We start from the raw sequence: 20,469 nt of genomic DNA, 5'->3' as shown, positions 1-20,469 counted from the left end.
CGGCCTCGGTCGCCGGCCTGCTGGTCACCACCGAAGCCATGATCGCGGAGGCTCCGAAGAAGGAGTCGGCTGGCGGCGGCATGCCTGGCGGCATGGGCGGCGGCGGCATGGGCGGCATGGGTGGCATGGATTTCTAATCCAGCCAATCTCGCAAGCTTACGGAAAGGGCGGCAGCGATGCCGCCCTTTTTGTTTGCTTCATAGCGGGCTGCCCCGGCTCAAGCGGCGATATCAATGCACCGCGGCAGCGGCACTCTTGGCCGGCAATGCCCCCTCAATCAGCGCCGCGACCTCATCGGCTACCGCCAGCACCGGGGCGCGGTCGTGGGTGGCGCGTGCGATCACCATCAGCCCTTCCAGCGATGATTCGACCAGCAATGCGAGCGCGTACGCGCGGCGCTCGGGCACCCCTGCCCTGACGAAGGCCGCCCTGAGCAAGCCTATCCACTGCTCGAAGGCGGACCGGCACAATTCGGCCAGTTCCGGCACGTCTGTCGGCGAGTCCAACACCACGGGCGCGATCGGGCAACCGAGCGTGAACCGATTGTCCTCCAACATGCGGGCGACCGACTGGTAAATGTGGTGGACGGCCACCGCCGGATCCTTTTCGGCAGCGAGTGCGGCGTCCAGCCTCTGCGTCACATCGGCGACGCTGTCGCGCGTCACCTCGATGACCAGCTGGTCCTTGCCGCCCGGAAAATGAAAATAGAGCGAGCCTCTCGGCGCGCCTGAGGCGCTCAATATGTCGTTGAGCGAAGTGCCGTGATAGCCGCGCTGCCGAAGCAGGCGTCCCGTGGTCTCGAGTATGCGGGTACGGGTGTCGTTCGCCATGTCAACCTCTGTCAGGAGTGAGCATTATAGGCCTTGCCTCGAATATGACAATCGGTCTACATAATATGTAGATCAGTCTACATATCGAGAGGCAAATGCGCAGTTATCGTCTTGAAGGAACCTGCGGGACCAAGTGCCTGGTGATGCGCGACGAGGCGCAGCCGACGCCGAAGCCGCACGAGATCGTCGTGCGTGTCCGCGCCGCTTCGCTCAAGCGCCGCGACACGATGATCCTCAACGGCAGCTATCCGCTGGCGCCGCGCCAAGGGGTCGTTCCGCTGAGCGACGGCGCCGGTGAAGTCGTTGCGGTCGGCGATGCCGTCACCCGCTTTGCCGTCGGCGACCGCGTCACCGGCAGTTATTTTGCGCGCTGGATCGATGGCCGCATCAATGCCGGTCTGATCGACCAGCTTGGCTGCACGCTGGACGGGATGCTGGCCGAATACGCCGTGCTCGACGAGCAATGGGCGGTGCGGCTTCCCGATCATCTCGACCGGCATCAAGCGGCGACACTAACCTGCGCCGGCCTGACCGCCTGGAATGCCGTGACTGGGGCCGAAATGCCGAAGCCCGGCCAATGGGTTCTTGTCATCGGTTCAGGTGGCGTCGCGCTATTTGCGCTGCAATTCGCCAAGCTGCTCGGCTGCCGTGTCGTGGCGGTTACCTCGCGCAACGAGAAGCTGGACCGGCTGCAGGCGCTAGGCGCCGACCTCGTCGTCTCGACCGCCGACATGCCGGAATGGGGTGCTGCGGTGCGAGAGCAGACCGGCGGCATCGACCTCGTCGTCGAGACCGGCGGCCCGCCGACCTTCGCGCAATCGATGATCGCCTGCGCGCTTTACGGGCGCATCGTGCTTCTCACCATACAGGATGCGAAAGGCGGGACGGTGCAGATCCCCGGCCCGGTCTACCAGCGCAGCCTCGCCACCATCAGCCGCCTGTTCGTCGGCAATCGCACCAACCTCGAAGCCATGCTGCGCGCCATCTCGGTGCATCGGCTTAAGCCTGTCATCGACAAGGTGTTCGCCTTCGACGAGGCCAACGACGCCTATCGCTATTTCCAGCAAGGCGACGTCTTCGGGAAAGTGGTCGTCGACAGCGCCTGACTGGTCCGCCCCAAAATCTGATCGACCCCTCAAATCAAAGGAGAGACACAATGACCATTCGTGAAGCAGAGGCCCAATGGCAGGGATCGTTGAAGGAGGGTTCGGGCCGGCTGAAGCTCGGCAGCGGCGTCTTCGAAGGCGCCTACTCGTTCCCGTCGCGTTTCGAGAACGGTCCCGGCACCAACCCCGAGGAATTGATTGCCGCGGCGCATGCCGGCTGCTTCTCGATGGCGCTGAGCGCCATCCTCGGCCGCGAAGGTTACACTCCCGCACGCATCCACACGATCGCGAAAGCGCATCTCAGCGCCACCGCGGCCGGACCGACGCTGACCCGTATCGAGCTGGAGACCGAGGCAAGCGTCGCCGGGCTGGCGGCGGGGGAGTTCGAGCGGCTGGCGCAGACGGCCAAGGAGAGCTGCCTCGTGTCGCGGGCGCTGGCCGGCGTCGCCGTGATCACGCTCAAGGCCCGCCTCGTCGAAACCGCTACCGATCACTGAAGGGAAGGAATATCCAATGACACAGGAACTCATCATCGACATCGCGGCGGCCAAACGCTCCGCCGAAACGGCCGAGATCATGCGGCGCTACAACGACGTCTTCCAGCGCCACGACCCTTCGGCGCTCGACGATCTGGTGGCGGAAGATTGCGTGATCGAGAACACCACGCCGGCCCCGGACGGCGCCCGCCGCATCGGCAAGGGCGCCTGCGTCGAACTGTGGTCGGCGATCGCGACCGGACCCGGCACGCGCTTCGACATCGAAGAAACTTTCGTCGCCGGCGACCGGGCGACGATCCGCTGGCGCTACTGCATGGCCGACGGCAATTCGCTGCGCGGCGTCAACCTGATGCGCGTGGCGGACGGGCAGATCGTCGAGGCCATGGGCTATGTGAAGGGATAGATTTGCGCTGCCCGCGACCTTCCTGTCTACCGGTCCGCCAGCGCCAGTTTGGCGCCGAGCATGACAAAGGCTCCGGCGAAGGTACGGCGCATCCAGGTCAGCACCTTTGGCCGCGACACGACATGGCTGCGGATCGACGCGGCAAAAATGCCATAGCTGACAAAGACCACGAAGGTGAGCAGCATGAAGATGCTGCTGAGCTCCAGCATTTTCGACAGCGCATGCGGTTCGGTGGTGCTGACGAATTGCGGCAGGAAGGCAAAGAAGAAGATCGACAGCTTCGGATTGAGGATGTTGATGAGGATGCCCGAAGTGATCACTTTGCCGGCCGAGCGCGGCGCGACATTTTCTTCGACGCTCAGGCCGCCCTTCTCCTTCAGCGTGTTCCAGGCCATGTAGAGCAGGTAGGCGACGCCGAGATATTTCAGCGTCTCGAAGGCGACGGCACTGGTATGCAGCAGTGCCGCGAGGCCGGTGATGGCGGCCGCCATGTGCGGAATGATGCCGAGCGTGCAGCCGAAAGCGGCAATGATGCTGGCGCGCGCACCACGTGAAAGCCCGGCGCTCAGCGTATAGAGAACGCCGGTGCCGGGCGAAGCCACGACAATCAGCGACGTCAACAGAAATTCGATGCTCACAGATGGTCTCCCGGTGCTGGCCCCGCCGCCGGCAGCGTAATCAGCGAAACGTGCGGGCACAAGCCAGCCTGAGAGCCTGTCCGCATTCAGATCATGCTATTGGCGTGCAGCTTGCTATCCGCGATGGGCTGCCGAACTTCCCAGTGTTCGACCAGCTTGCTGTCCTTCAGCCTGAAAATGTCGACAATGGCCAAGCCCTCCTCCTCCGGTTCGCGTTTTGCGTGCATGTGCACGATGACGAAATCCCCTTCGGCAAAAATCCGCTTCACCTCTCCCTTCACGAGGGGAAATGACTGTTTGAGCTGCTGCAGATAGGCTTTGAAGCCTTCCGCACCATCCGCAATGTTCGGATTGTGTTGGATGTAGCGTTCGCCAAAATGCATCGAAGCAGCTTCGATGTTGCCTTGGTTTACTGCTTTGTCGATGAAGTCCAGGACGATCGTCTTGTTGGTCTCGAGCGAATTATGACTCTCGGCTGGAAATGGATTTGATGGTTCGTCACGCATGTTTTGCTCCTTCCCGTGCCTGCTTCTGCCCGGTGTGGACAGGAGCGTCCGCACGCCGACATTGCCAACATGATCTGTTGCGATTGTGAGATGGTCGATACGCTATTCCACTAGATTCTTATCCAATCGTCTAATAGCGTCGTCCTATTCATCGTTGGAGGATGGTTCTCATGGACGCCTTGTCCGAAGTTCTTGCTTCGCTGAGATTTGGCAGCGCCATGATCGGCAGCGCGACCCTGCATCGGCCATGGGGTATTTCGGTGGATCCGACAAGGAATGCCGCCATCCACGTCATACAGAACGGCGAATGCTGGCTGCGGTTAGCCGGTGAAAGGGAGCCGATCCGCTTAGGCGAGGGAGATGTCATCCTTGTCGCGAGCGGTATCGGGCATGCCCTTTGCAATCCGGCGGATGCACCGACGGCATCGATATCCGCCGTCCTTTCCGCAAATCGGAGCGGACTGGAACCGAAAAGCGAGAGCGGCGCGACAACTCTTCTTTGTGCGAGATATTCACTCGACGGCGTCGGGCCATATCCGATGGTTTCGCTGCTTCCTCCGCTGATTCATTTGACCCGGAATCAGATCGACACCAGCGAGCCGCTGCGGCTTGCCCTGGAACTTCTGCAGGTCGAAGCGAAAGGCGATCTCGGCGGCCACGACATTGTCGCCCCACGCCTTCTCGACAGCACGTTGATCTTCTTGTTGCGCGCCTGGATCGAACATCAGCCACTCGGAACAGGGGGATGGTTTGGCGCCTTGCGCGACAAAGGCATTGCGCAGGCTTTGCGCCTGATCCACGAGCGGCCGGGCAATCCCTGGACCATCGCTTCCCTTGCCAGCGGCGCAGCACAGTCCCGGGCCACCTTCGCGCGTCGCTTCGCTCAACTGGTAGGACAGCCGCCGCTGTCCTATGTGACCCGGTGGCGGATGAACCTTGCCGCCAAGGCTCTGCGGGAAACGAACCAGAACATTGGCGAGATCGGGCGCGCCGTCGGATATGAATCGGTGCCGTCGTTCTCGCAGGCATTCAAACGATTGACCGGACGATCGCCCGGCCTCTACCGCAGCGACTTTCGCGCATCTGATTGACGAAATTCAAACTGGGACGCCAGCCCGAGGGCCGTCATTCAAGCGTCGGCAGACCGTGAGCCCGACGCGCGATCAGGCAGTCGTCATCGCCCGGCATGCAGGCGCGGCAGACGTCGGGGCGGATGTCGTAGATGCCGCAGGCCGTTGACTTGCCGACCTCGCCGCACAGTGCCGAACAGCGCGCGCCGTCGCAGCGCATACCGGCTTCGTCGGCAGCCACGTATTTTTGCGGGATAAGGTCGAGCTGCGCGTCATCCTCGGTGGAGAAGCGCGGCCATCTGGACGAGTAGGCGCAGCAGGCGCCACAGGTCTGGCAATCGAAGGCAATCGGACCGACGCCCTCTTGTGGCGACGAAAACTCCTCTGCGACCGCCAGGGCAAGCAGCCTTGGCGCAGATTTCCGGTCGGCATTTTGCTGCAAGGACGCTATTTCTTCTTGGGCTTGCGCGGCGGTGCTTCCGCCGGCGACCTGAACAGATCGGTGCCCGCTTCGGCGGCTTCGCCGGTTTTTGGCGCGGCCGCCGGCTTGGCCGGCTTCACGGCGGCAGCAGGCGCTGCCGGCTGGCCCTTGGCGGAAAACTTGATTGCCATATCAATCCTCGTCAGAGAAACGCGATGATGGCGCATTCGGATTGCGAAGGCGGCCGATGAGCGCCGAAACGGCCGTGATGTTCATTTCTTCGGGCGACCAGTTCCTGGCTTCCTCGATGTGCCGGGGCGCCAGCTCGCGATGCGTGCTGCCGCTGTAAGCGGCATCCTGAAAGGTCATGCGCTCGCGGGTCTTGGCGTTTTCCCGGACGTATTCAATCAGATAATTGGGGCATTCGGCACGACCGCGCACGCCGAGCCGAACCTGGGCATCGCCGTGGACACGCCTGCAGCGCTCGAGCTTTTCGAGCACGCGCCGGACATATTCGACCGGCTTGTCTAGTTCGCCCACGACATCGGCGATGGTCGAATCTGCGGCGATCGCCTTTTGAGGCACGCGTTTGGTGGCCATCAGCGTTTGCCTGCGCGTTTCGGCGAGGCCGCGAGCGCAACCGCCGCCGCCATGTCGTCGGCTTCCTTCTCCAGCCGCAATTCGCGCAGCCGCGCGGTCTTGGCTTCGCGGGCCTGGCTGACGGCATCCCGTTCGGAATTGATGCGGTCGAGCGACATCGACTGGGTCCGCGTCTTGCTGAAAATGGATTCGGCCTGGTCGCGGGGTTTTTTTGAAGTTGCGGTCAAGGTCTTTCTCCCGGTTCGGAGCACGCCGCCGAAAAGTGGCGAGACTGGTCTTTCGGCCAGGATCCCGCACAAAGCAATACGGCAGCCGGTTCAAATTGCTGGAACGTCCTTAGCACGTCCGGGCCGTCGAGCAGCGCTCTTTCGGCGGTCGAAGCGCAAAAATGAAAAAGGCCAGGCACCGCCTGACCTTCCATAAGAGCGCCTGCGCATCCCGAGAAACGCGCAAAGAAACGTTCTTCTCAATGCACATGATCCGCTCCGAGATTTAACATCCCGCGATCATGCGCTGGAATTTGCCATTCACCGGTGCCAGTACATCCGTGGTCACCGGTGAGGCTGAATTCCGTTTTAGGCCGCCTTCAACTGGTCGGCGGACATCTTGCCCGACTTGTTGTCGCGGACCATCTCGTAGCCAAGCTTCTGGCCCTCGACGATGTCGCGCATTCCGGCGCGCTCGACGGCTGAGATGTGGACGAAAACGTCGGCAGAACCGTCGTCAGGCTGAATAAAACCAAAACCCTTGGTGGCGTTGAACCATTTAACTGTGCCTGTGCTCATAACGAACCCTTTCCATGGCAAATATTCGTTCGCCGTCATGCGGATGCACAACAACGTTTGTCTCGATTTTGATGGGGGAAGTTCGCCAAAGGCGCGCCTAAGCACGCGGATAACAAAAGTCGGTCAAACAAATATCGACAAAATTCTTATAGACTTCTTTGCGCGTTGTGTCAATTTTTTTGATTTGCCACACTCGCGAAGACGCGCGGCGGCGGCCCGCGCCAGCACATCGGACGGCGAAAGCCGGGCTATTGCCCGCCGAAAAAACCACTTAGCCGGGAACCATTTTGGCACCGCGGGCATTCTTTCGGTGTCGAAAGCCGTTCTTGAAAGAGCGATCTTGAGAGAGGCGGACGACAAACAGGACGCCCCCCGCGCAGATAAAAGGCACGAGGGGCGTTCCTGTGTGATGCGAGCATTCGCGCCGCCTGCCCCTCACAGCATGCCGCGGCTGAGCCCACCATCCACCGGCAAAGCCACGCCGGTGATATAGGCGGCGTCGTCGCTGGCCAGGAATGCGGCAACCGCGCCGAATTCGGCGGGGGTCCCGTAGCGCTTTGCCGGGATTTCGGCCTGACTCTCGGCGGCGATCACAGCAGCGTCCACACCCCTGTCGGCGGCGTCCATCGCGTCGAACTGCTTCGTCCGGTCCGTCGCAAAACGGCCAGGCAGCAACAGGTTGACGGTGACGCCGTCCGCCGCCACTTCGCCGGCCAGGGTCTTGGCCCAGCCGGCAAGCGACGCGCGCAACGCATTCGAAGCGGTGAGGCCGGGGATCGGCTCGCGGACGGACGTGGAGGAGACGGCGATGATGCGTCCCCAGCGCCGCGCCCGCATGCCTGGCAGGAAAGAAATGGCGATGCGCATCTGGCTCAGCACCATGCTGGTGAACTGCTTCTCCCAGACGCTCGCATCGAAGACGCTGGCCGCGAAGGGCGGCGGGCCGCCGCCATTGAGCAGGACGATGTCGATCCGCTGATGCTCGTCCTCGATGGCACGGATCAGCCGGGAGACGCTGTCGTTATCGGAAAGATCGGCGCTGAAAGTCGAGCAGATGTGGCCGGCGGACTCGATTGCGTGCCGCGCCGCATCCCGGGTCTCCTCCCCTCGTCCGACCAGGATGATCTCGGCGCCTTTCGCCGCGAGCGCTTCGGCGACGCCGAAACCGAGGCCCTTGCCTCCGCCGAGAACAAGCGCCTTCCTTCCCTCAAGATTTGCAGCCATCAGCCAAGCGTCCTCTTGGTTTCACTGCCCATTTTTCGGGCGACTTCCCTAGCGTACATGCACAATGGCGTCGGCTTCGACCGGAACATTGGCCGGCAAGCCGGCCATGCCGAGCGAGCAGCGGGCATGCTCGCCACGCTCGCCAAAAACATGGAGCAGAAATTCGGATGCTCCGTTGCCGACCTCCGAATAGGCCGCAAAGCCGGCCGCCGCGTTCACATAGACGGTCAGCTTGGCGAATCTCACGACGCGGTCGAGATTGCCGTCCAATTCCTTGTCCAGCCAATAGACGATGTTGGCCGCGCAGAGCCGGGCGGCGTTCCGCGCCGCGGCCAGATCGATCTCTGCGCCGACCTGGCCGATCGCAGCGATCTCCTGCCCGATCTCGGGGATCTGACCGGAGACATAGACGATGTCTGCGACCCGAACCGTCGGCGAGAACGGCAAAGCGGGCCGATCGAGCGACGGCCAGGCGACACCGAACTCCTCAAATCTTCTTCTGTAGGACAAGGTGGCTGCTCCTGTTTTCGTTGGCGCGAGCGGACCTTGAATTCAGACCGGGCTTTCGGATAGCCTGATAGTGCTGACCCAGCTATCAGGAATTTTTATGACTGGTGATATCGACGTCAGGCTGGTGCGCGCCTTCGTCACCGTGGCCGATACGGGAACGGTGAGCCGGGCCGCCGATCGGCTTGCCCGCACCCAGGCGGCGGTGAGCATGCAGCTTCAGCGCCTCGAGGGCGAAGTCGGCGCCGAGCTGCTGCGCCGTTCGCCGCGCGGCGTGACGCTGACCGAGGCCGGCGAGATCCTGCTCGCCTTCGCCCGCAAGGCCATCGCGATCGGCGACGATGCCAGGCGCGAGATAGAGGGCCGCAGTCTGGTCGGCCGTGTCCGGCTGGGCATCGTCGAGGATTTGGCGGTGACACGGCTGCCGTTGATCATCGCCGACTTCCGCCGCCGGCATCCTTCCGTGGAGATCGAGCTGACATCAGCCAGCAGCACCGATCTCAGCAAGTCGCTGGGCGAAGGAAAATGCGACATCGTCATGGCCGATCCGGCGCGCTTCACAAAGGCGCCGCGAGGCCATCTGTCACGACAGCTGGTCTGGGCGGCAAGCCGCATGATCGAGATCGATGACGAGGTTGAGCTTCCGCTGATCATCTTCGAAGGCGCCTGCTCCTGGCAGGACAGGATGCTGGCTTCGCTCGCCGAGGCCGGGATCGGCTGGAAGATCGGCTGCCGCGTGTCGACCTTCGCGACACTGAACTCGGCGCTGAGGGCCGGGCTTGGCATCGGCCTTCTGCTGCAGGAAGGACTACCGCCCGACTGCCAAAGCCTCAACGGACGCTTCAACCTGCCGCCGGCGCCGACAGCGGATTTCGGCGTCTATCTCGCGAGGGACCCGTCCCGGCTGGTCGAGGAGTGTGGCGATTTCCTGCGGGCGGGTTTCGAGACGTAGCGAAAAGATCTGACGTCATTCACCGCTCCTGGTCGGTCGGGCGGATGACGATCTCGTTGACGTTGACGTGTGCCGGCTGGCACACCGCGTAAAGAATGGCCGCGGCGATGTCCTCGGCGGTAAGCGCCTCCATGGCGGCAAGCCGCTTATCCAGATCAGCCTTGAACGTCGGATTGGTGATGTGGTCGCCGAGCTCGGTGCGTACCAGGCCGGGCTCGATGACGGTGACGCGAACCTTGTCGGCGTAGACTTCGCGGCGCAGCGATTCGGAAAAGCCGACGACGCCGAACTTGGTTGCTGCATAGCCGCTGGCGCCGGGATTGGCGACACGGCCGGCGACTGACGAGACGTTGACGATGTGACCCTTGGCGGCCCTCAGATGCGGCAGTGCCGCCTTGGTGACGCCCATCAGCGCCAACAGGTTGAGCTCGACCATGCGGCGCCAGTCGTCGAGCACCGCCTCGGCGGCGGGCGACAGAAGCATCACCCCGGCATTGTTGACGAGGATGTCGAGGCGGCTCCATTCGGCGACAACCTTGTCGACCATGGCGGTGACATCGTCGTTGCTGGTGACGTCGGCCTGGATGCGGAGCGCCGTGCCGCCGGCCTTTTCGATACGCGCGGCCAGCGCTTCGAGACGATCGGCGCGGCGTGCGGCAATCGCCACCTTGGCCCCGGCGGCTGCGAGCGCCACAGCCGTTGCCTCGCCGATGCCCGAGGAGGCGCCGGTGACGAGTGCGACCTTGCCGGCTAGTGCGGAAGAAACAGAAGTCATTGTGAAGTCTCCAAGGCCCCTGCCCGATCTTCAGATAGGCCGCGGGCCGCGAAGTGGAAGACCAGCTTGCCGGTTGCTCGGCTCTACTCGTCTGGGCCGGGCTCCGGCCAAGGCTCTTTCGCCGCCTCGGCATACCAGTGGCGCATCGCCGGTATTGAAAGCACGGCGTCGACATAGGCGCGGGTGTCGGGCGCCAGCGTGCCGCCATAGGTGTCGAAGCGGGTGACGACCGGCGCGTACATGGCGTCGGCCGCGGTGAAACGGCCAAACAGGAACGGGCCGACTTTGCCGTGTTTTTCGCGGCATTCGCGCCATAGCCCTTCGATGCGCGCCCGTTGCGTCTCACCTTCGGCGTCGAGCGGCTTGTAGCCTTTCGGCCGGCGCAAATTCATCGGCCAGCCATAGCGGACCTCGCGAAAGCCGGAATGCATCTCTGTCGCCGCCGAGCGGGCCAGCGCGCGGGCGCCGATGTCGGCCGGCCAAAGCTCTTTCCCGGGAAACAGCTCGGCGAGATATTCAAGGATGGCAAGGGTTTCCCAGACGATCCGGACCTCGCCATTCGGCAGCCGATGGTTCAGCACCGGCACCTGGCCGGTCGGCGATATCCTGGCCAGATTGGCCGCGGTCTCGGGCGTGCGCAGGCGCACAAAACCCTCCTCGAACGGGATCTCCAGGTGCTTCATCGCCAGCCATGGCCTCAGTGACCACGACGAAAAACACTTGTTGCCGATGAAGAGCGTGAATTCAGCCATTGTCCCTCCGGCCCTGTCTGTTCGGGCGTTCTGGTGCACCCTATCCTGTCGGCTTCGCGGCCGGAAGCTATCCCAATCGACGGGCAGAACCCGGAACCTAAGCGATCCGCGACCGTTTCTCCAGGCGAACGGTTCAGGAGATGCGAGATGGTGAACAAGGATCAGGTTGCCGGCGTTGCCAAGCAAGCCAAGGGCTCGGTCAAGCAGACCGCCGGCAAGGCCACCGGCAACAGGCGCACCGAGGCCGAAGGCGACGTCGACAAGGCGACCGGCAAGATGCAGAAGGCTTACGGCGACGTGAAGGACAAGGTGAAGAAGGCGCTTTGAGGGTGGCCCTTCGCAAACGAGGAAAAGGCGGCTCGGCCGCCTTTTTTGGCCCTCTCCTGCCCGTCAGAAAGTCAGGCTTTTGCTGTATGCATTGGTGAAGGTGACCTCGCCATGATCTCCGGCGGCTTCGCCCAGCACCACATCCATGCTGTTTCCCGTCACCCGCGCCAGCGCAAAGCCGCCCATGAAGGCGGCCTTCGGCTTGAACAAGTCGACCTCGTCACGGTGGTAGATCATCGGCGTCGCGTGCTGGTGGCCATGGAAGATGCCGACGACGTTGTAACCCTTCAGCACAGCCAGCAGCGCCTGCCTGTCGGCTTCGCTCCACCAGTGGGGCGGACCCTTGCCGCCGTCGTCGAAAGTTTTCTCGGCGGCGTCCCATCTTTCGATCGAAAAAGTATCCCAGCCATAATGCTGGAACAGGATGACCGGGCGGCCGTCGCCGGCATAGGTTGCCAGGTCCTGCTTCAGCCATGGCAGGCTGCTGGTGGCGCCATGGCCGGTATCGCCGGCGAAACGGTGCGTCTGGACAAGATGCAGGCCGCCCCAATCCCATGAATAGCAATCGGTCCCGACATCGTAGTCGGTCGCCGGCGCAGGCGGCTTGAAGAACACGCCGGGGCGGTGGTTGATCTCGACGTAGTCGCGCATTTCGCGGCGGTACCAGTCGACATGCGAGCGCGGGCCGTTCTGGTCGAGGTCGTGGTTGCCGAGGCCGACATAGACCGGCATGTGCACGCGGTCAGGGCCGACGCCTTGCTGGTAGCGCTGGCTGAACTGAAGCAGTTGCGTGCCCTCGCTGGGCTGGGTGATCTGGCCGCCGCCATCATCGGTGATGTCGCCGCCAACGACGAGGCCGAGCGGCGTGCCGATGTTGCCCGTCGAGCGCAGGCCGGTGGCAACGCCATCGATTTCAGCCGGCCATTGCCTGTCGCCGACGCCGTTGAGTGCGGCGACATTGCGCAGCAAGGCAGCGTCTGTCTTGCCCTCCTGCTCGCAATGCGGGCTCAATCCGTTTGCCATGCGGCAGGCATGGACATCGGCGATGAACAGAAAAGTGGCGTCGATCGGCGGGATGCGCTGGCCGGTCTGGCCGAAGGCCGGGTGCGAAACGGCGCCGGCCGCGGCAAGGCCCGCTGCCTGCATCAGGAAGCTGCGCCGGGAAACCGGCCGGGCGGGAATGCGATACATCATGCGCTAAAATTCAGCACGACGCGGACCGGCAGTCCAGTTGCTCGCAAAGTATGTCGACACGTTCTCCCAGGTCTGGCATTGCTTTCGGCATTCAACTTGCGCGGGCAAAGGAGGACGCCATGAAAGCTACATCCATCGGCATGACAATGGCGATTCTGGCGGTGACGAGCGCAGCGCATGGCGCCGGGTGCATCGACGCCAAATCGGCCAAGGCCGGCTTCATTCTCGAAAGGCCCGGCATCCACAGCGAATTTCGTCCGGCGGCGGGCGGAATGGTGGCGGTTGCCAACAAATACCAGTCGCAATCGCCGCAGTCGCAGTACCTGTTCGGCGGGCTGATCGAAGTGTTTCGCGACAGCAGCACGGGGCAGCTGGCGATGATCCCGTTTTCCGATCTCAGGAAGGTGTTCCCGCTGAAGGCGGGTGCCAAGAGCAAGATCGTATTTGCCCGTCTCGCACCGAACAAGCCGCCGAAGGGCACCGAGACGCTGGAGATCAACGTCAAGGGCAAGGAGACGTTCAGCCTGGGTGATTGCAAATACTCCGTGCTCGCAGTCAAGCAGACGATCAGGAGCGAGGCCGGCGAGACGCGGGACGAATTCATCGCGCTTTACGCACCCGACCTGCAGGCAGTTGTGGCCAGGCGCTATGACGAGGGCACCAGTGCCGAAAGCGTGGTCGGCTACGAGCTGATCAAGCCGCTGCCGAATTAGGAGAGCTCGGCCTCCCCGCCTCGGTCGCGATATCAGCGACTGCGGCCTCTGTCCTGCCAGCGTTAAAGCGCTCTGTGCAGTATCCTGCGACGTCGCCTCGTGACTCCCTGTTCCAATGCCATCAGGCAATCGCGCAGCACGCTTGCGTCCTGCGCGGTCTTGGCCATCGACATGGCGCCGGAATAGCTGGCGACAGCCAACGCTGCGAAGCGCTGCGGATCGATGCCCTGCTCCCGGCCCGCCTGCTGGTCGGCCCTGATCTTGTCGGCGATCGCCTGACGCCAGGTAGAAAAAATGCTGGCAAGGGCAATGCGGAAATCCGGATCGGCAAGCGACAGTTCATGCGCCAGGTTGTTGAGCGGGCAGCCGCGCACGAAACCCTGCCGCTCCAGCTCCGCCGCGACGGCCGCGAACACGGAGCGCACGCCCTCGCGCGCTGAGGGAGCCATCCGCATCGGCGCGATCCATGTCTCTTCTACGGCGGCGGCGACCCGCTCCTCGATCACTGCGAGCGCGAGCGCCTTCTTGGTTGGGAAATGGTGGTGCAGCGCGCCGCCGGTGACGCCCGCCGTCGCCATCAGGTCGCCCATGCTGGACGCATGATAGCCGCGTGCCTGAAACGCCTCCTCGGCGACATCGAGCACCTTTTTGCGCATGCCTTCGGGGTCGTTGGTGCGTTTTTGAGCACGCGAACTTGGGCGAGCGGATATCTCTGCTGACATCTTCACACGATAGCAGATTGACAAAACAGGACAACCGGTCTGTTTTGTAAAACAGCCGGTCGGGATTGCTTGGCGCGACGCCGCCAACGGCCAGTGATCGATTCGGACGAGGCGCTGCTTCTACTCTTTCATGAACCAATCAATATCCAGCGTGCCTCTTCGCCACTCCGTTGCGGTCACATCGGCACTTAAACTAACCACCGACGATTTCGCGTCTCTTGCGAGGCTCTTCAAATCGGCAAGAGCCATTTTTTCTTCGAGTGGCAAAAGGTGCCCGGCACTCCAGAACCTGACATTTTCGTCTGTATGCCTCAGGGTTCCCAACAGAAAAGATCGGCCAAGATCAGGTCGGTTCCTGATCTCTCTTATTGCGCGGATTAAGCGGTCGTGAGCCGCATTCGATCCTTTGACATCCCCCATTTCAAGTAGTTGACGGTGCAATATGGCAGCCTCAACGTATTCTCTTTCGGGGTCCCTTGGCGCTTCTGGCTGCTTCACATCGAGCACCTTTTTGCGCATGCCTTGGGGGTCGTTGGTGCGTTTTTGAGCCCGCGACCTTGGGCGAGCGGATATCTCTGCTGACATCTTCACACGATAGCAGATTGACAAAACAGGACAACCGGTCTGTTTTGTAAAACAGGATGACTGTCCTGTTTTGGAGATCGCGCAATGAACCTGCCTTTGAACGCCATACCTAATCCCGATATGCTCGCCTCGCCCGTTGTCGAACTCAGGCAATACACGCTGAAACCCGGCAGGCGCGAGACGCTGATCGGCATCTTCGACAATCACCTGATCGAGGGCCAGGAAACCGCAGGGATGACCATCATCGGCCAGTTCCGCGATCTCGACCGGCCGGATATGTTCGTCTGGCTGCGCGGCTTCGACGGTATGGAAGCGCGGAAAAACGCTCTGACCGCCTTCTATGACGGGCCGGTCTGGGCTGCCTGGCGCGACGCCGCCAACGCCACGATGATCGATTCTGACGACGTGCTGCTGCTGAAGCCGGCCTGGCCAGGCGCCGGCCTAGACCTCTCGGGATCGCTACGATTACCCCAGGCGGACCTCGAAAAACCGAGCGCAAGCAGTGATTTGCAGGCAATTGTTGTCATCAGGATTCATCATTTGCAACCGGGCCTGGAAGCCCGTTTCGCCAATGACTTCCAGACCGCGGCCCTTCCGGTGCTCGCCGCATTTGGCGCGTCGCCGCTCGCCGCCTTCGTTACCGAGCATGCCGAAAACAGCTTTCCGCGGTTGCCGGTGCGGGCCAGCGAAAACGTCTTCATCAGCATCACCGGTTTCGCCAGCGCCGATGCACATGCCCGCCGCGAGGCAGCCTTGGCCGCATCCCCGGGGTGGCAAGTGTTCGAGCAGGCCGCGCAGCGGGATTTGGCCAGGCCCGTGGAGGTTCTGCGCCTGGCGCCCACGGCGCGGTCGCTGCTCGGACAGCCAACGCCGGCGTGACCAACGCCGTTGAAAGCCACCTATGTGCACTGAACCCCTGTCTGGTTCACGCCTGAAAATGCCTGCCATGGATCACCTGGTAACGCGTGGTCCATGCGGTTGCCTGCTCCAGATCAAGGCAAACGCGCAGCAGCCGGTGATCCTCGTTCTTGCGGCCAATGAGCTGGATGCCAATCGGCAGGCCGTCTTTCGACTGGAAAAGCGGCAGGCTGGCGGCCGGTTGGCCGGTGACGTTGAAGATTTCTGTGAAAGGCGCAAAGCCGTAGGCCCGGCTCGCCCAAGCCTCGTAATCGAAGAGAGCACCATCGCCATGGATGGCGCCAAGCCGGGGCGTAGGCTCGGCCGTCGTCGGCGTCGTGATCAGGTCGAACCCATCGAACGCCATCGCCATCGCCAGCGAAGCGCTGTGCACATGGTCCTGCGCCCTGAGATAATCGGCGGCCGAGGATCGCCGAAAACAGTCGAGCGCGTGACGAGTCAGGCTTTCGATTTCGCCGGCCCCCGGCATCCGCCCGATCTCGTCGGCGCGCTCGTCAACCAGCCGCGCGACCTCCGACATCCAGAAGATGCTCCAGTCCGCTTCGGCGCTGGCTTCCCGCGGGAAACGCGCCTCTGTGACCTCGTGCCCCATTTCCTCGAGGAGGATCATGGCTTCCTGGAATCTTGCCCCGATCTCGGATGCGACGGGCGTGCCGTCCGGCCGGTGCGCCAGGCATGCGATGCGCAGACGCTCGCCGGGGGAAGACAACCAATCCAGGTAGGACGGCACCGATTTGGACACGGAGTAAGGCGCTCCTTGTTCTGGACCGGCAGTCATGTCCAGCATGGCGGCGCTGTCGCGAACGGTGCGGGACAGGACGTTCTCGGCGTAGAGCCCGGCGCCGACCTGACCTCGACCAGGCCCGACAGGCGTGAGCCCACGCGACGGCTTCATGCCGAACACGCCGCAACAGGCAGCCGGCACCCGGATCGATCCGCCGATATCGGAACCGTGGGCGACCGGCACCATGCCGCTCGCCACCGCGGCAGCAGCTCCGCCGCTTGAGCCGCCCGCCGTCAGCGAAGGATCCCAGGGGTTCGAGGTGGGGCCGCGAAAGCTGGGTTCGGTGACGAAGTCGTTGGCAAATTCAGGCGTGTTTGTCTTGCCCAGCAAGATCAGACCGGCGGCCCGCCAGCGCCGGACGATCTCGCTGTCGGGCTTCGGCGCGGCATCCTTGAAGTAGAGCGACGAGTGCGTCGTCGGCCACTCCCGTACATTGACGCCGGTGTCCTTGACCAGGAAAGGAATGCCGGCGAGTGCCGCCTGCCGGTTGCAGCTTGCCGCGACGGAAAGCGCCCGATCCGCATCGATCAGCGTCACGGCATTGAGGGCGGGATTGATGCTTTCGATCGCTTCGATAGCCGCCTCGACGACCTGGACGGCGGATAATTCGCCCGAGCGAACATGCCCGGCCAGGGCGACGGCATCCAACGCCACGTATTCGGAAAGATTCATGACTGCTCTCAGCCCGGACTACCGGTCGCTTCGGCTGTCGGCTGGGGTCCAGCTTTGGTCCGGACCTTGAAATACCGGCCGATGGCTGCCGCGACCAATGCCGGATCCTCCCAGTGCGGGTTGTGTCCGCATCGCACCGCGCTTACGAACGCGGCGCTAGGGATTTCTTCGAGGAGCCGCCGTTGGTGCGTTTCGTCGAAGAGAAGGTCGCGCCCGCCAGCAATGACAAGCGCCGGCAGGCGCAGCATGCGCGCCTTGTCGGTCAGATCGATGCGCCGAACCTGCTCCAGGATTGCGCGCCAGAGTGCCGCCGGCATGGCTGACGCCTCCTCCGCAGTCATGGTCAGGAATTCCGCTGGAACCTCGGCCTCGCAGGCATGCCAATAGTCATAGAACGGATCGGCCGGTGATATCGGATCTCGAAGCGCCCGCACACCAATGGTCATCGGGTGATCCTCACCGATCTGCGGCCGTAGCGTTCCGGCCATCAGCACCAGGCCGCCGATCATCTCGGCGTAGCGCGCGGCTGCCTCGATCGCCACCATACTGCCCAGGGAATGCCCGACCAGAACCGGCCGCTCGAGCCGCAATCGCTCGATCAAACTCGCCACGTCTTCCGCGAAATCCGCTGGGGCGAAGCCGCGTGTCCCGGCCGGCGAGGCGCCATGCCCGCGCAGGTCTGGAATGACAAGCCGGCGCCCGGCGAGATGTGGCGCCAGCAAGGAGAAGCTGCGGCTCGTGTCGGAGAAGCCGTGCACCAGCACCAGCGCGGGCTCCTGCCCGGCGATTTCGACGCAGGCCGTTTCAGTGCAGCCGGCACCGACCTTGCGCTTGCGGCCGTTCCAGCCCGCCTGATCGGCCGATATCACAGGCCGAGCTGCTGCTTGACTGCATCGAGCGCGGGCTTGCCATCGAATGTGGTGACACCGGCAAGCCAGGCGCCGAGCCTATCCGGATTCTCTTTGAGGGCCTTCAGGCCGGCCTCCTCCGGCTTCATGCCGTCATTGATGAGATAGCCCATGCCGAGATTTTCGAAATCGACATCGAAGGCGAGGTTCTTCAACAACTGCCCGACATTCGGGCATTGCTGCAGATAGCCATTGCGCACCTGCGTCGTCACCGTCGCGGCGCCGAAGTTCGGGCCGTAGAACTTGTCGCCGCCGCTCAGATATTTGAAGTCGTACATCGTGTTCATTGGATGCGGCGCCCAGCCCTGAAAGACGATGAAGCGCTTTTCCTTGATCTCGTAGCCGACCTCGGAAAGCATGCCGGCTTCACTCGATTCGACGACCTGCCAGCCATCGAGGCCGAGCGACTTATCGGCGATGGCGTCCATCATCAGCTGGTTCGAGCCCGGCTCGATGCCGTACATCTTCCTGCCGAACTTGTCGGCGAACTTTTGCAGGTCGGCAAAATCCTTGACGCCGGCCTCCCACACGTAAGTCGGCACGGCAAAGGTGTATTTGGCGCCGACGAGATTGACGCGCACATCGTCTACCGAGCCGTCCTTCTTATAGGGCTCGTAGTAGGTGATCATCGCCGGATCCCAATAGCCAAGGAACACGTCCAAATCATTGTTCTTCAAGGATTCATAGATGACGTTGATGCCCAGAAGCGAGCTTGCCGGCTTGTAGCCGAGCGCATCGAGCAAGACGCTGGTGACGCCGGTGGTGAAGGCAAGGTCGTTCCATCCAGGCTCGGCCATGCGCACGACCTTGCATTGCTCAGGTTCAGCCGCAAAGGCCGGCTGGATCGCCAGCAGGACGCAGAGCGAGGCGCCTATTCCAAGGCTACGAAGCATTTCGGTTCTCCTCATTTCACCAACGATGTTGACCACTCGGTTTTTATATTGTCCCAGTGGTCAATCATTGATCTCGGCGGACAAAAATGTCAACGTCGGTTTTCGATGCAGGATCCCGGCCCGTGAAACTCAAGCGTCTCAGCGACATACGCCGCAAGGAGCTGCGGCAAGCCGCCTTTGCCGTGCTTCAGCGCGAAGGCATAGCTGGCGCGACCATAGAAAAGGTGGCGGCACAGGCCGGCGCGTCGAAGGGCATCGTGCTGCATTATTTCAACAGCAAGCGGGAACTGTTCGAGCACGCCATGCGGGAATCGAACCTGGTGCTGCGGCATGCGGTGGTCGAGCGGCTGAGACAGGCGCGCACGCCAATGCAAAGGATAGATGCCATCATCGAAGGCAATTTCGAGCCGCATCTCTTCCAGCCTTCGCTCTGCCACGCCTGGCTTTCACTTTGCGCGGAGGTGCCGCGCGACGAAAAGCTTGCCCGCATCCAGAAGGTGATCCATGCGCGCATGCGCTCCAACCTGCTGTCCGGCCTGCGCGGTCTGGCGCCGGCGCGCGATGCTGACGAGATCGCTTTCGGCGTCACCGCCCTGATCGACGGGCTGTGGTTGCGGCTTGGCCTGCAACCCGGCAGCGTCACGCGTGAACAGGCCATTCATCAGGTCAAGGATTTCGTCGCTACGCGGCTGGCTGTTCGGCGCGGTGCAGCCGCTGCCGAATAGACAGGCGCATCATATTGTAGGATAGGCCGGCGGCTTGACCACAATTGGCAACGGCGCTGTTCTCGTTATCAGACAAGGCGGCACGTGCGGGAGTGTTGGATGAGACTAGGCGGCAAACGGGCACTGGTCACCGGTGGCTCGGACGGGATCGGGCTGGCAATCGCCGAGGCTTTCTTGCGCGAAGGCGCGGACGTGCTGATCGTCGGCCGCGACGGCAAAAAGCTCCACGCCGCCCGCAAGCAGCTCGGGGATAATGTCGGAACGCTTTCGTCCGACCTGTCGGCCAGCGCCGGCATCGATGCCGTGGTCGAGCATGCCAGGCGCGGCCCACCTGTCGATATCCTCGTCAACAATGCCGGCGTGGCGTTCCTTGTGCCGTTCGAAACCGTCAGCGAGGATCAGTTCCAGCAGTCCTTCGCACTCAACGTCACGGCGGTATTCTTCCTCACCCAGCGGCTGTTGCCGCATCTCGCGCCGGGCGCGGCCTCGGTGATCAACATCTCGTCCTATTTCGCGCACAAGATGATCCCGAAGCGGCCGTCCAGCCTCTATTCGCTGTCGAAGGGCGCGCTCAATTCGCTGACCAAGTCGCTCGCCTTCGAGCTCGGGCCGCGCGGCATAAGAGTCAACGGCATCGCGCCCGGCACGGTCGATACAGCGATGCGGCGCAGGTCGATCGAAAACCTGCCTGAGGCCGCGCAAGCCGAGCTCAAGGCCTATGTCGAGCGCAGCTACCCGCTCGGCCGCATCGGCCGGACCAGCGACCTTGCCGGCATCGCGGTCTATCTCGCCAGCGACGAAGCGGCATGGACCAGCGGCGGAATCTTCGCCGTGGATGGAGGATACACGGCGGGGTGAGGCTGCGATCTCCCCCTCGAGGGCAGGGCTATCGCATATGAGTGATGGCATTGATGAGATAGTCGTCGTTCCAGGCGCATTTCTTGATGCGATGGCTGATGGGA

28 protein-coding genes are annotated in these 20,469 nt (G+C 62.8%); 10 read left to right on the top strand and 18 right to left on the bottom strand.

Annotation, left to right across the window (positions count from 1 at the left end; all coding sequences use genetic code 11):
* Positions 1–230: 230 nt before the first annotated feature.
* The gene (locus NKJ20_RS31955; RefSeq protein WP_352452748.1) at positions 231–830 is read right to left on the bottom strand and encodes a TetR/AcrR family transcriptional regulator; all 600 of its coding nucleotides are present in this window, start codon (positions 828–830) and stop codon (positions 231–233) included.
* A 95-nt stretch (positions 831–925) separates the two neighbouring features.
* On the opposite strand from NKJ20_RS31955, the gene NKJ20_RS31950 reads away from it, so the two are divergent.
* Genes NKJ20_RS31950 through NKJ20_RS31940 form a run of 3 tightly spaced genes read left to right on the top strand, consistent with a single transcriptional unit; the run spans position 926 to position 2,836 of the window.
* Positions 926–1,936, top strand: a complete 1,011-nt coding sequence (locus tag NKJ20_RS31950; protein WP_352749499.1) for a zinc-dependent alcohol dehydrogenase family protein — start codon at positions 926–928, stop codon at positions 1,934–1,936.
* Positions 1,937–1,986: 50 nt separating this feature from the next.
* A complete protein-coding gene (locus NKJ20_RS31945; protein WP_352452750.1) occupies positions 1,987–2,433 on the top strand; it encodes an OsmC family protein in 447 nt (148 codons plus the stop codon).
* Between the two features lie 16 nt (positions 2,434–2,449).
* Complete coding sequence (locus tag NKJ20_RS31940; protein ID WP_352452751.1) at positions 2,450–2,836, top strand: nuclear transport factor 2 family protein; 387 nt, start codon at positions 2,450–2,452, stop codon at positions 2,834–2,836.
* Between the two features lie 26 nt (positions 2,837–2,862).
* Here NKJ20_RS31940 and NKJ20_RS31935 read toward each other — a convergent pair whose 3' ends face one another.
* Positions 2,863–3,474 (bottom strand): LysE family translocator, encoded by a 612-nt coding sequence (locus NKJ20_RS31935; protein WP_352680712.1) that lies wholly within the window; start codon positions 3,472–3,474, stop codon positions 2,863–2,865.
* 86 nt (positions 3,475–3,560) lie between these two features.
* On the bottom strand, positions 3,561–3,980 hold the full coding sequence (locus NKJ20_RS31930; RefSeq protein WP_352517837.1) for a nuclear transport factor 2 family protein: 420 nt from the start codon (positions 3,978–3,980) through the stop codon (positions 3,561–3,563).
* 161 nt (positions 3,981–4,141) lie between these two features.
* Between NKJ20_RS31930 and NKJ20_RS31925 the strand changes: the two genes are divergently transcribed.
* Positions 4,142–5,071 (top strand): AraC family transcriptional regulator, encoded by a 930-nt coding sequence (locus NKJ20_RS31925; RefSeq protein WP_352749496.1) that lies wholly within the window; start codon positions 4,142–4,144, stop codon positions 5,069–5,071.
* A 34-nt stretch (positions 5,072–5,105) separates the two neighbouring features.
* On the opposite strand, the gene NKJ20_RS31920 is transcribed toward NKJ20_RS31925, so the two are convergent.
* From NKJ20_RS31920 to NKJ20_RS31890, 7 genes are all read right to left on the bottom strand, one after another.
* Positions 5,106–5,447: a YkgJ family cysteine cluster protein gene (locus NKJ20_RS31920; protein WP_352517854.1), complete on the bottom strand. Its 342-nt coding sequence runs from the start codon at positions 5,445–5,447 to the stop codon at positions 5,106–5,108.
* A gap of 50 nt (positions 5,448–5,497) precedes the next feature.
* Positions 5,498–5,662 (bottom strand): hypothetical protein, encoded by a 165-nt coding sequence (locus tag NKJ20_RS31915; protein WP_023722752.1) that lies wholly within the window; start codon positions 5,660–5,662, stop codon positions 5,498–5,500.
* Position 5,663: 1 nt separating this feature from the next.
* The gene (locus NKJ20_RS31910) at positions 5,664–6,071 is read right to left on the bottom strand and encodes a hypothetical protein (protein WP_352517839.1); all 408 of its coding nucleotides are present in this window, start codon (positions 6,069–6,071) and stop codon (positions 5,664–5,666) included.
* Complete coding sequence (locus tag NKJ20_RS31905; RefSeq protein WP_023677608.1) at positions 6,071–6,298, bottom strand: hypothetical protein; 228 nt, start codon at positions 6,296–6,298, stop codon at positions 6,071–6,073. Before NKJ20_RS31905 ends, NKJ20_RS31910 begins: the two co-directional genes overlap by 1 nt.
* A gap of 348 nt (positions 6,299–6,646) precedes the next feature.
* Positions 6,647–6,856 carry a cold-shock protein gene (locus NKJ20_RS31900; protein ID WP_010915421.1) on the bottom strand — a complete coding sequence of 70 codons (210 nt, stop codon included), beginning with the start codon at positions 6,854–6,856 and terminating at the stop codon, positions 6,647–6,649.
* Between the two features lie 435 nt (positions 6,857–7,291).
* Positions 7,292–8,080 (bottom strand): SDR family oxidoreductase, encoded by a 789-nt coding sequence (locus NKJ20_RS31895; RefSeq protein ID WP_352680713.1) that lies wholly within the window; start codon positions 8,078–8,080, stop codon positions 7,292–7,294.
* A gap of 48 nt (positions 8,081–8,128) precedes the next feature.
* Positions 8,129–8,590: a RidA family protein gene (locus NKJ20_RS31890; RefSeq protein ID WP_352616790.1), complete on the bottom strand. Its 462-nt coding sequence runs from the start codon at positions 8,588–8,590 to the stop codon at positions 8,129–8,131.
* 97 nt (positions 8,591–8,687) lie between these two features.
* On the opposite strand from NKJ20_RS31890, the gene NKJ20_RS31885 reads away from it, so the two are divergent.
* A complete protein-coding gene (locus NKJ20_RS31885) occupies positions 8,688–9,539 on the top strand; it encodes a LysR family transcriptional regulator (RefSeq protein ID WP_352749494.1) in 852 nt (283 codons plus the stop codon).
* Between the two features lie 19 nt (positions 9,540–9,558).
* Here the strand turns inward: NKJ20_RS31885 and NKJ20_RS31880 are convergent, their stop codons facing one another.
* Complete coding sequence (locus NKJ20_RS31880) at positions 9,559–10,314, bottom strand: SDR family NAD(P)-dependent oxidoreductase (protein WP_352680715.1); 756 nt, start codon at positions 10,312–10,314, stop codon at positions 9,559–9,561.
* 83 nt (positions 10,315–10,397) lie between these two features.
* Positions 10,398–11,066 (bottom strand): glutathione S-transferase family protein, encoded by a 669-nt coding sequence (locus NKJ20_RS31875; RefSeq protein WP_352743453.1) that lies wholly within the window; start codon positions 11,064–11,066, stop codon positions 10,398–10,400.
* A gap of 147 nt (positions 11,067–11,213) precedes the next feature.
* Between NKJ20_RS31875 and NKJ20_RS31870 the strand changes: the two genes are divergently transcribed.
* Positions 11,214–11,393 carry a CsbD family protein gene (locus tag NKJ20_RS31870; RefSeq protein WP_254820647.1) on the top strand — a complete coding sequence of 60 codons (180 nt, stop codon included), beginning with the start codon at positions 11,214–11,216 and terminating at the stop codon, positions 11,391–11,393.
* 63 nt (positions 11,394–11,456) lie between these two features.
* On the opposite strand, the gene NKJ20_RS31865 is transcribed toward NKJ20_RS31870, so the two are convergent.
* Entirely contained in the window at positions 11,457–12,587 is a 1,131-nt protein-coding gene (locus NKJ20_RS31865; RefSeq protein ID WP_352743451.1) for a metallophosphoesterase, read from the bottom strand.
* A gap of 119 nt (positions 12,588–12,706) precedes the next feature.
* Between NKJ20_RS31865 and NKJ20_RS31860 the strand changes: the two genes are divergently transcribed.
* On the top strand, positions 12,707–13,300 hold the full coding sequence (locus NKJ20_RS31860) for a hypothetical protein (RefSeq protein WP_352452760.1): 594 nt from the start codon (positions 12,707–12,709) through the stop codon (positions 13,298–13,300).
* 62 nt (positions 13,301–13,362) lie between these two features.
* Here NKJ20_RS31860 and NKJ20_RS31855 read toward each other — a convergent pair whose 3' ends face one another.
* Both NKJ20_RS31855 and NKJ20_RS31850 read right to left on the bottom strand, forming a co-directional pair.
* Positions 13,363–13,956 carry a TetR/AcrR family transcriptional regulator gene (locus NKJ20_RS31855; protein ID WP_352743449.1) on the bottom strand — a complete coding sequence of 198 codons (594 nt, stop codon included), beginning with the start codon at positions 13,954–13,956 and terminating at the stop codon, positions 13,363–13,365.
* A 186-nt stretch (positions 13,957–14,142) separates the two neighbouring features.
* The gene (locus NKJ20_RS31850; RefSeq protein ID WP_352452761.1) at positions 14,143–14,541 is read right to left on the bottom strand and encodes a hypothetical protein; all 399 of its coding nucleotides are present in this window, start codon (positions 14,539–14,541) and stop codon (positions 14,143–14,145) included.
* Positions 14,542–14,691: 150 nt separating this feature from the next.
* Here NKJ20_RS31850 and NKJ20_RS31845 point away from each other — a divergent pair, with 150 nt between their 5' ends.
* Positions 14,692–15,486 (top strand): NIPSNAP family protein, encoded by a 795-nt coding sequence (locus tag NKJ20_RS31845; protein ID WP_352541617.1) that lies wholly within the window; start codon positions 14,692–14,694, stop codon positions 15,484–15,486.
* Positions 15,487–15,532: 46 nt separating this feature from the next.
* On the opposite strand, the gene NKJ20_RS31840 is transcribed toward NKJ20_RS31845, so the two are convergent.
* From NKJ20_RS31840 to choX, 3 genes are read right to left on the bottom strand one after another with little or no spacing between them, the layout of a single operon-like run.
* The gene (locus NKJ20_RS31840; RefSeq protein ID WP_352749490.1) at positions 15,533–16,981 is read right to left on the bottom strand and encodes an amidase; all 1,449 of its coding nucleotides are present in this window, start codon (positions 16,979–16,981) and stop codon (positions 15,533–15,535) included.
* 8 nt (positions 16,982–16,989) lie between these two features.
* Positions 16,990–17,850: an alpha/beta fold hydrolase gene (locus tag NKJ20_RS31835; RefSeq protein ID WP_352749487.1), complete on the bottom strand. Its 861-nt coding sequence runs from the start codon at positions 17,848–17,850 to the stop codon at positions 16,990–16,992.
* Entirely contained in the window at positions 17,847–18,782 is a 936-nt protein-coding gene (choX, locus tag NKJ20_RS31830) for a choline ABC transporter substrate-binding protein (protein ID WP_352749484.1), read from the bottom strand. The genes NKJ20_RS31835 and choX overlap by 4 nt, the downstream gene beginning before the upstream one ends.
* A gap of 122 nt (positions 18,783–18,904) precedes the next feature.
* Between choX and betI the strand changes: the two genes are divergently transcribed.
* On the top strand, positions 18,905–19,507 hold the full coding sequence (gene betI / locus NKJ20_RS31825; RefSeq protein WP_352479299.1) for a choline-binding transcriptional repressor BetI: 603 nt from the start codon (positions 18,905–18,907) through the stop codon (positions 19,505–19,507).
* A 99-nt stretch (positions 19,508–19,606) separates the two neighbouring features.
* Positions 19,607–20,365 (top strand): SDR family NAD(P)-dependent oxidoreductase, encoded by a 759-nt coding sequence (locus NKJ20_RS31820; protein WP_352749481.1) that lies wholly within the window; start codon positions 19,607–19,609, stop codon positions 20,363–20,365.
* The last annotated feature ends 104 nt before the right edge of the window (positions 20,366–20,469 follow it).

It is taken from the genome of Mesorhizobium sp. M0185, from assembly GCF_040322175.1.
GTDB lineage: Bacteria > Pseudomonadota > Alphaproteobacteria > Rhizobiales > Rhizobiaceae > Mesorhizobium.
This window is presented reverse-complemented; position numbering and strand designations above follow the sequence as displayed.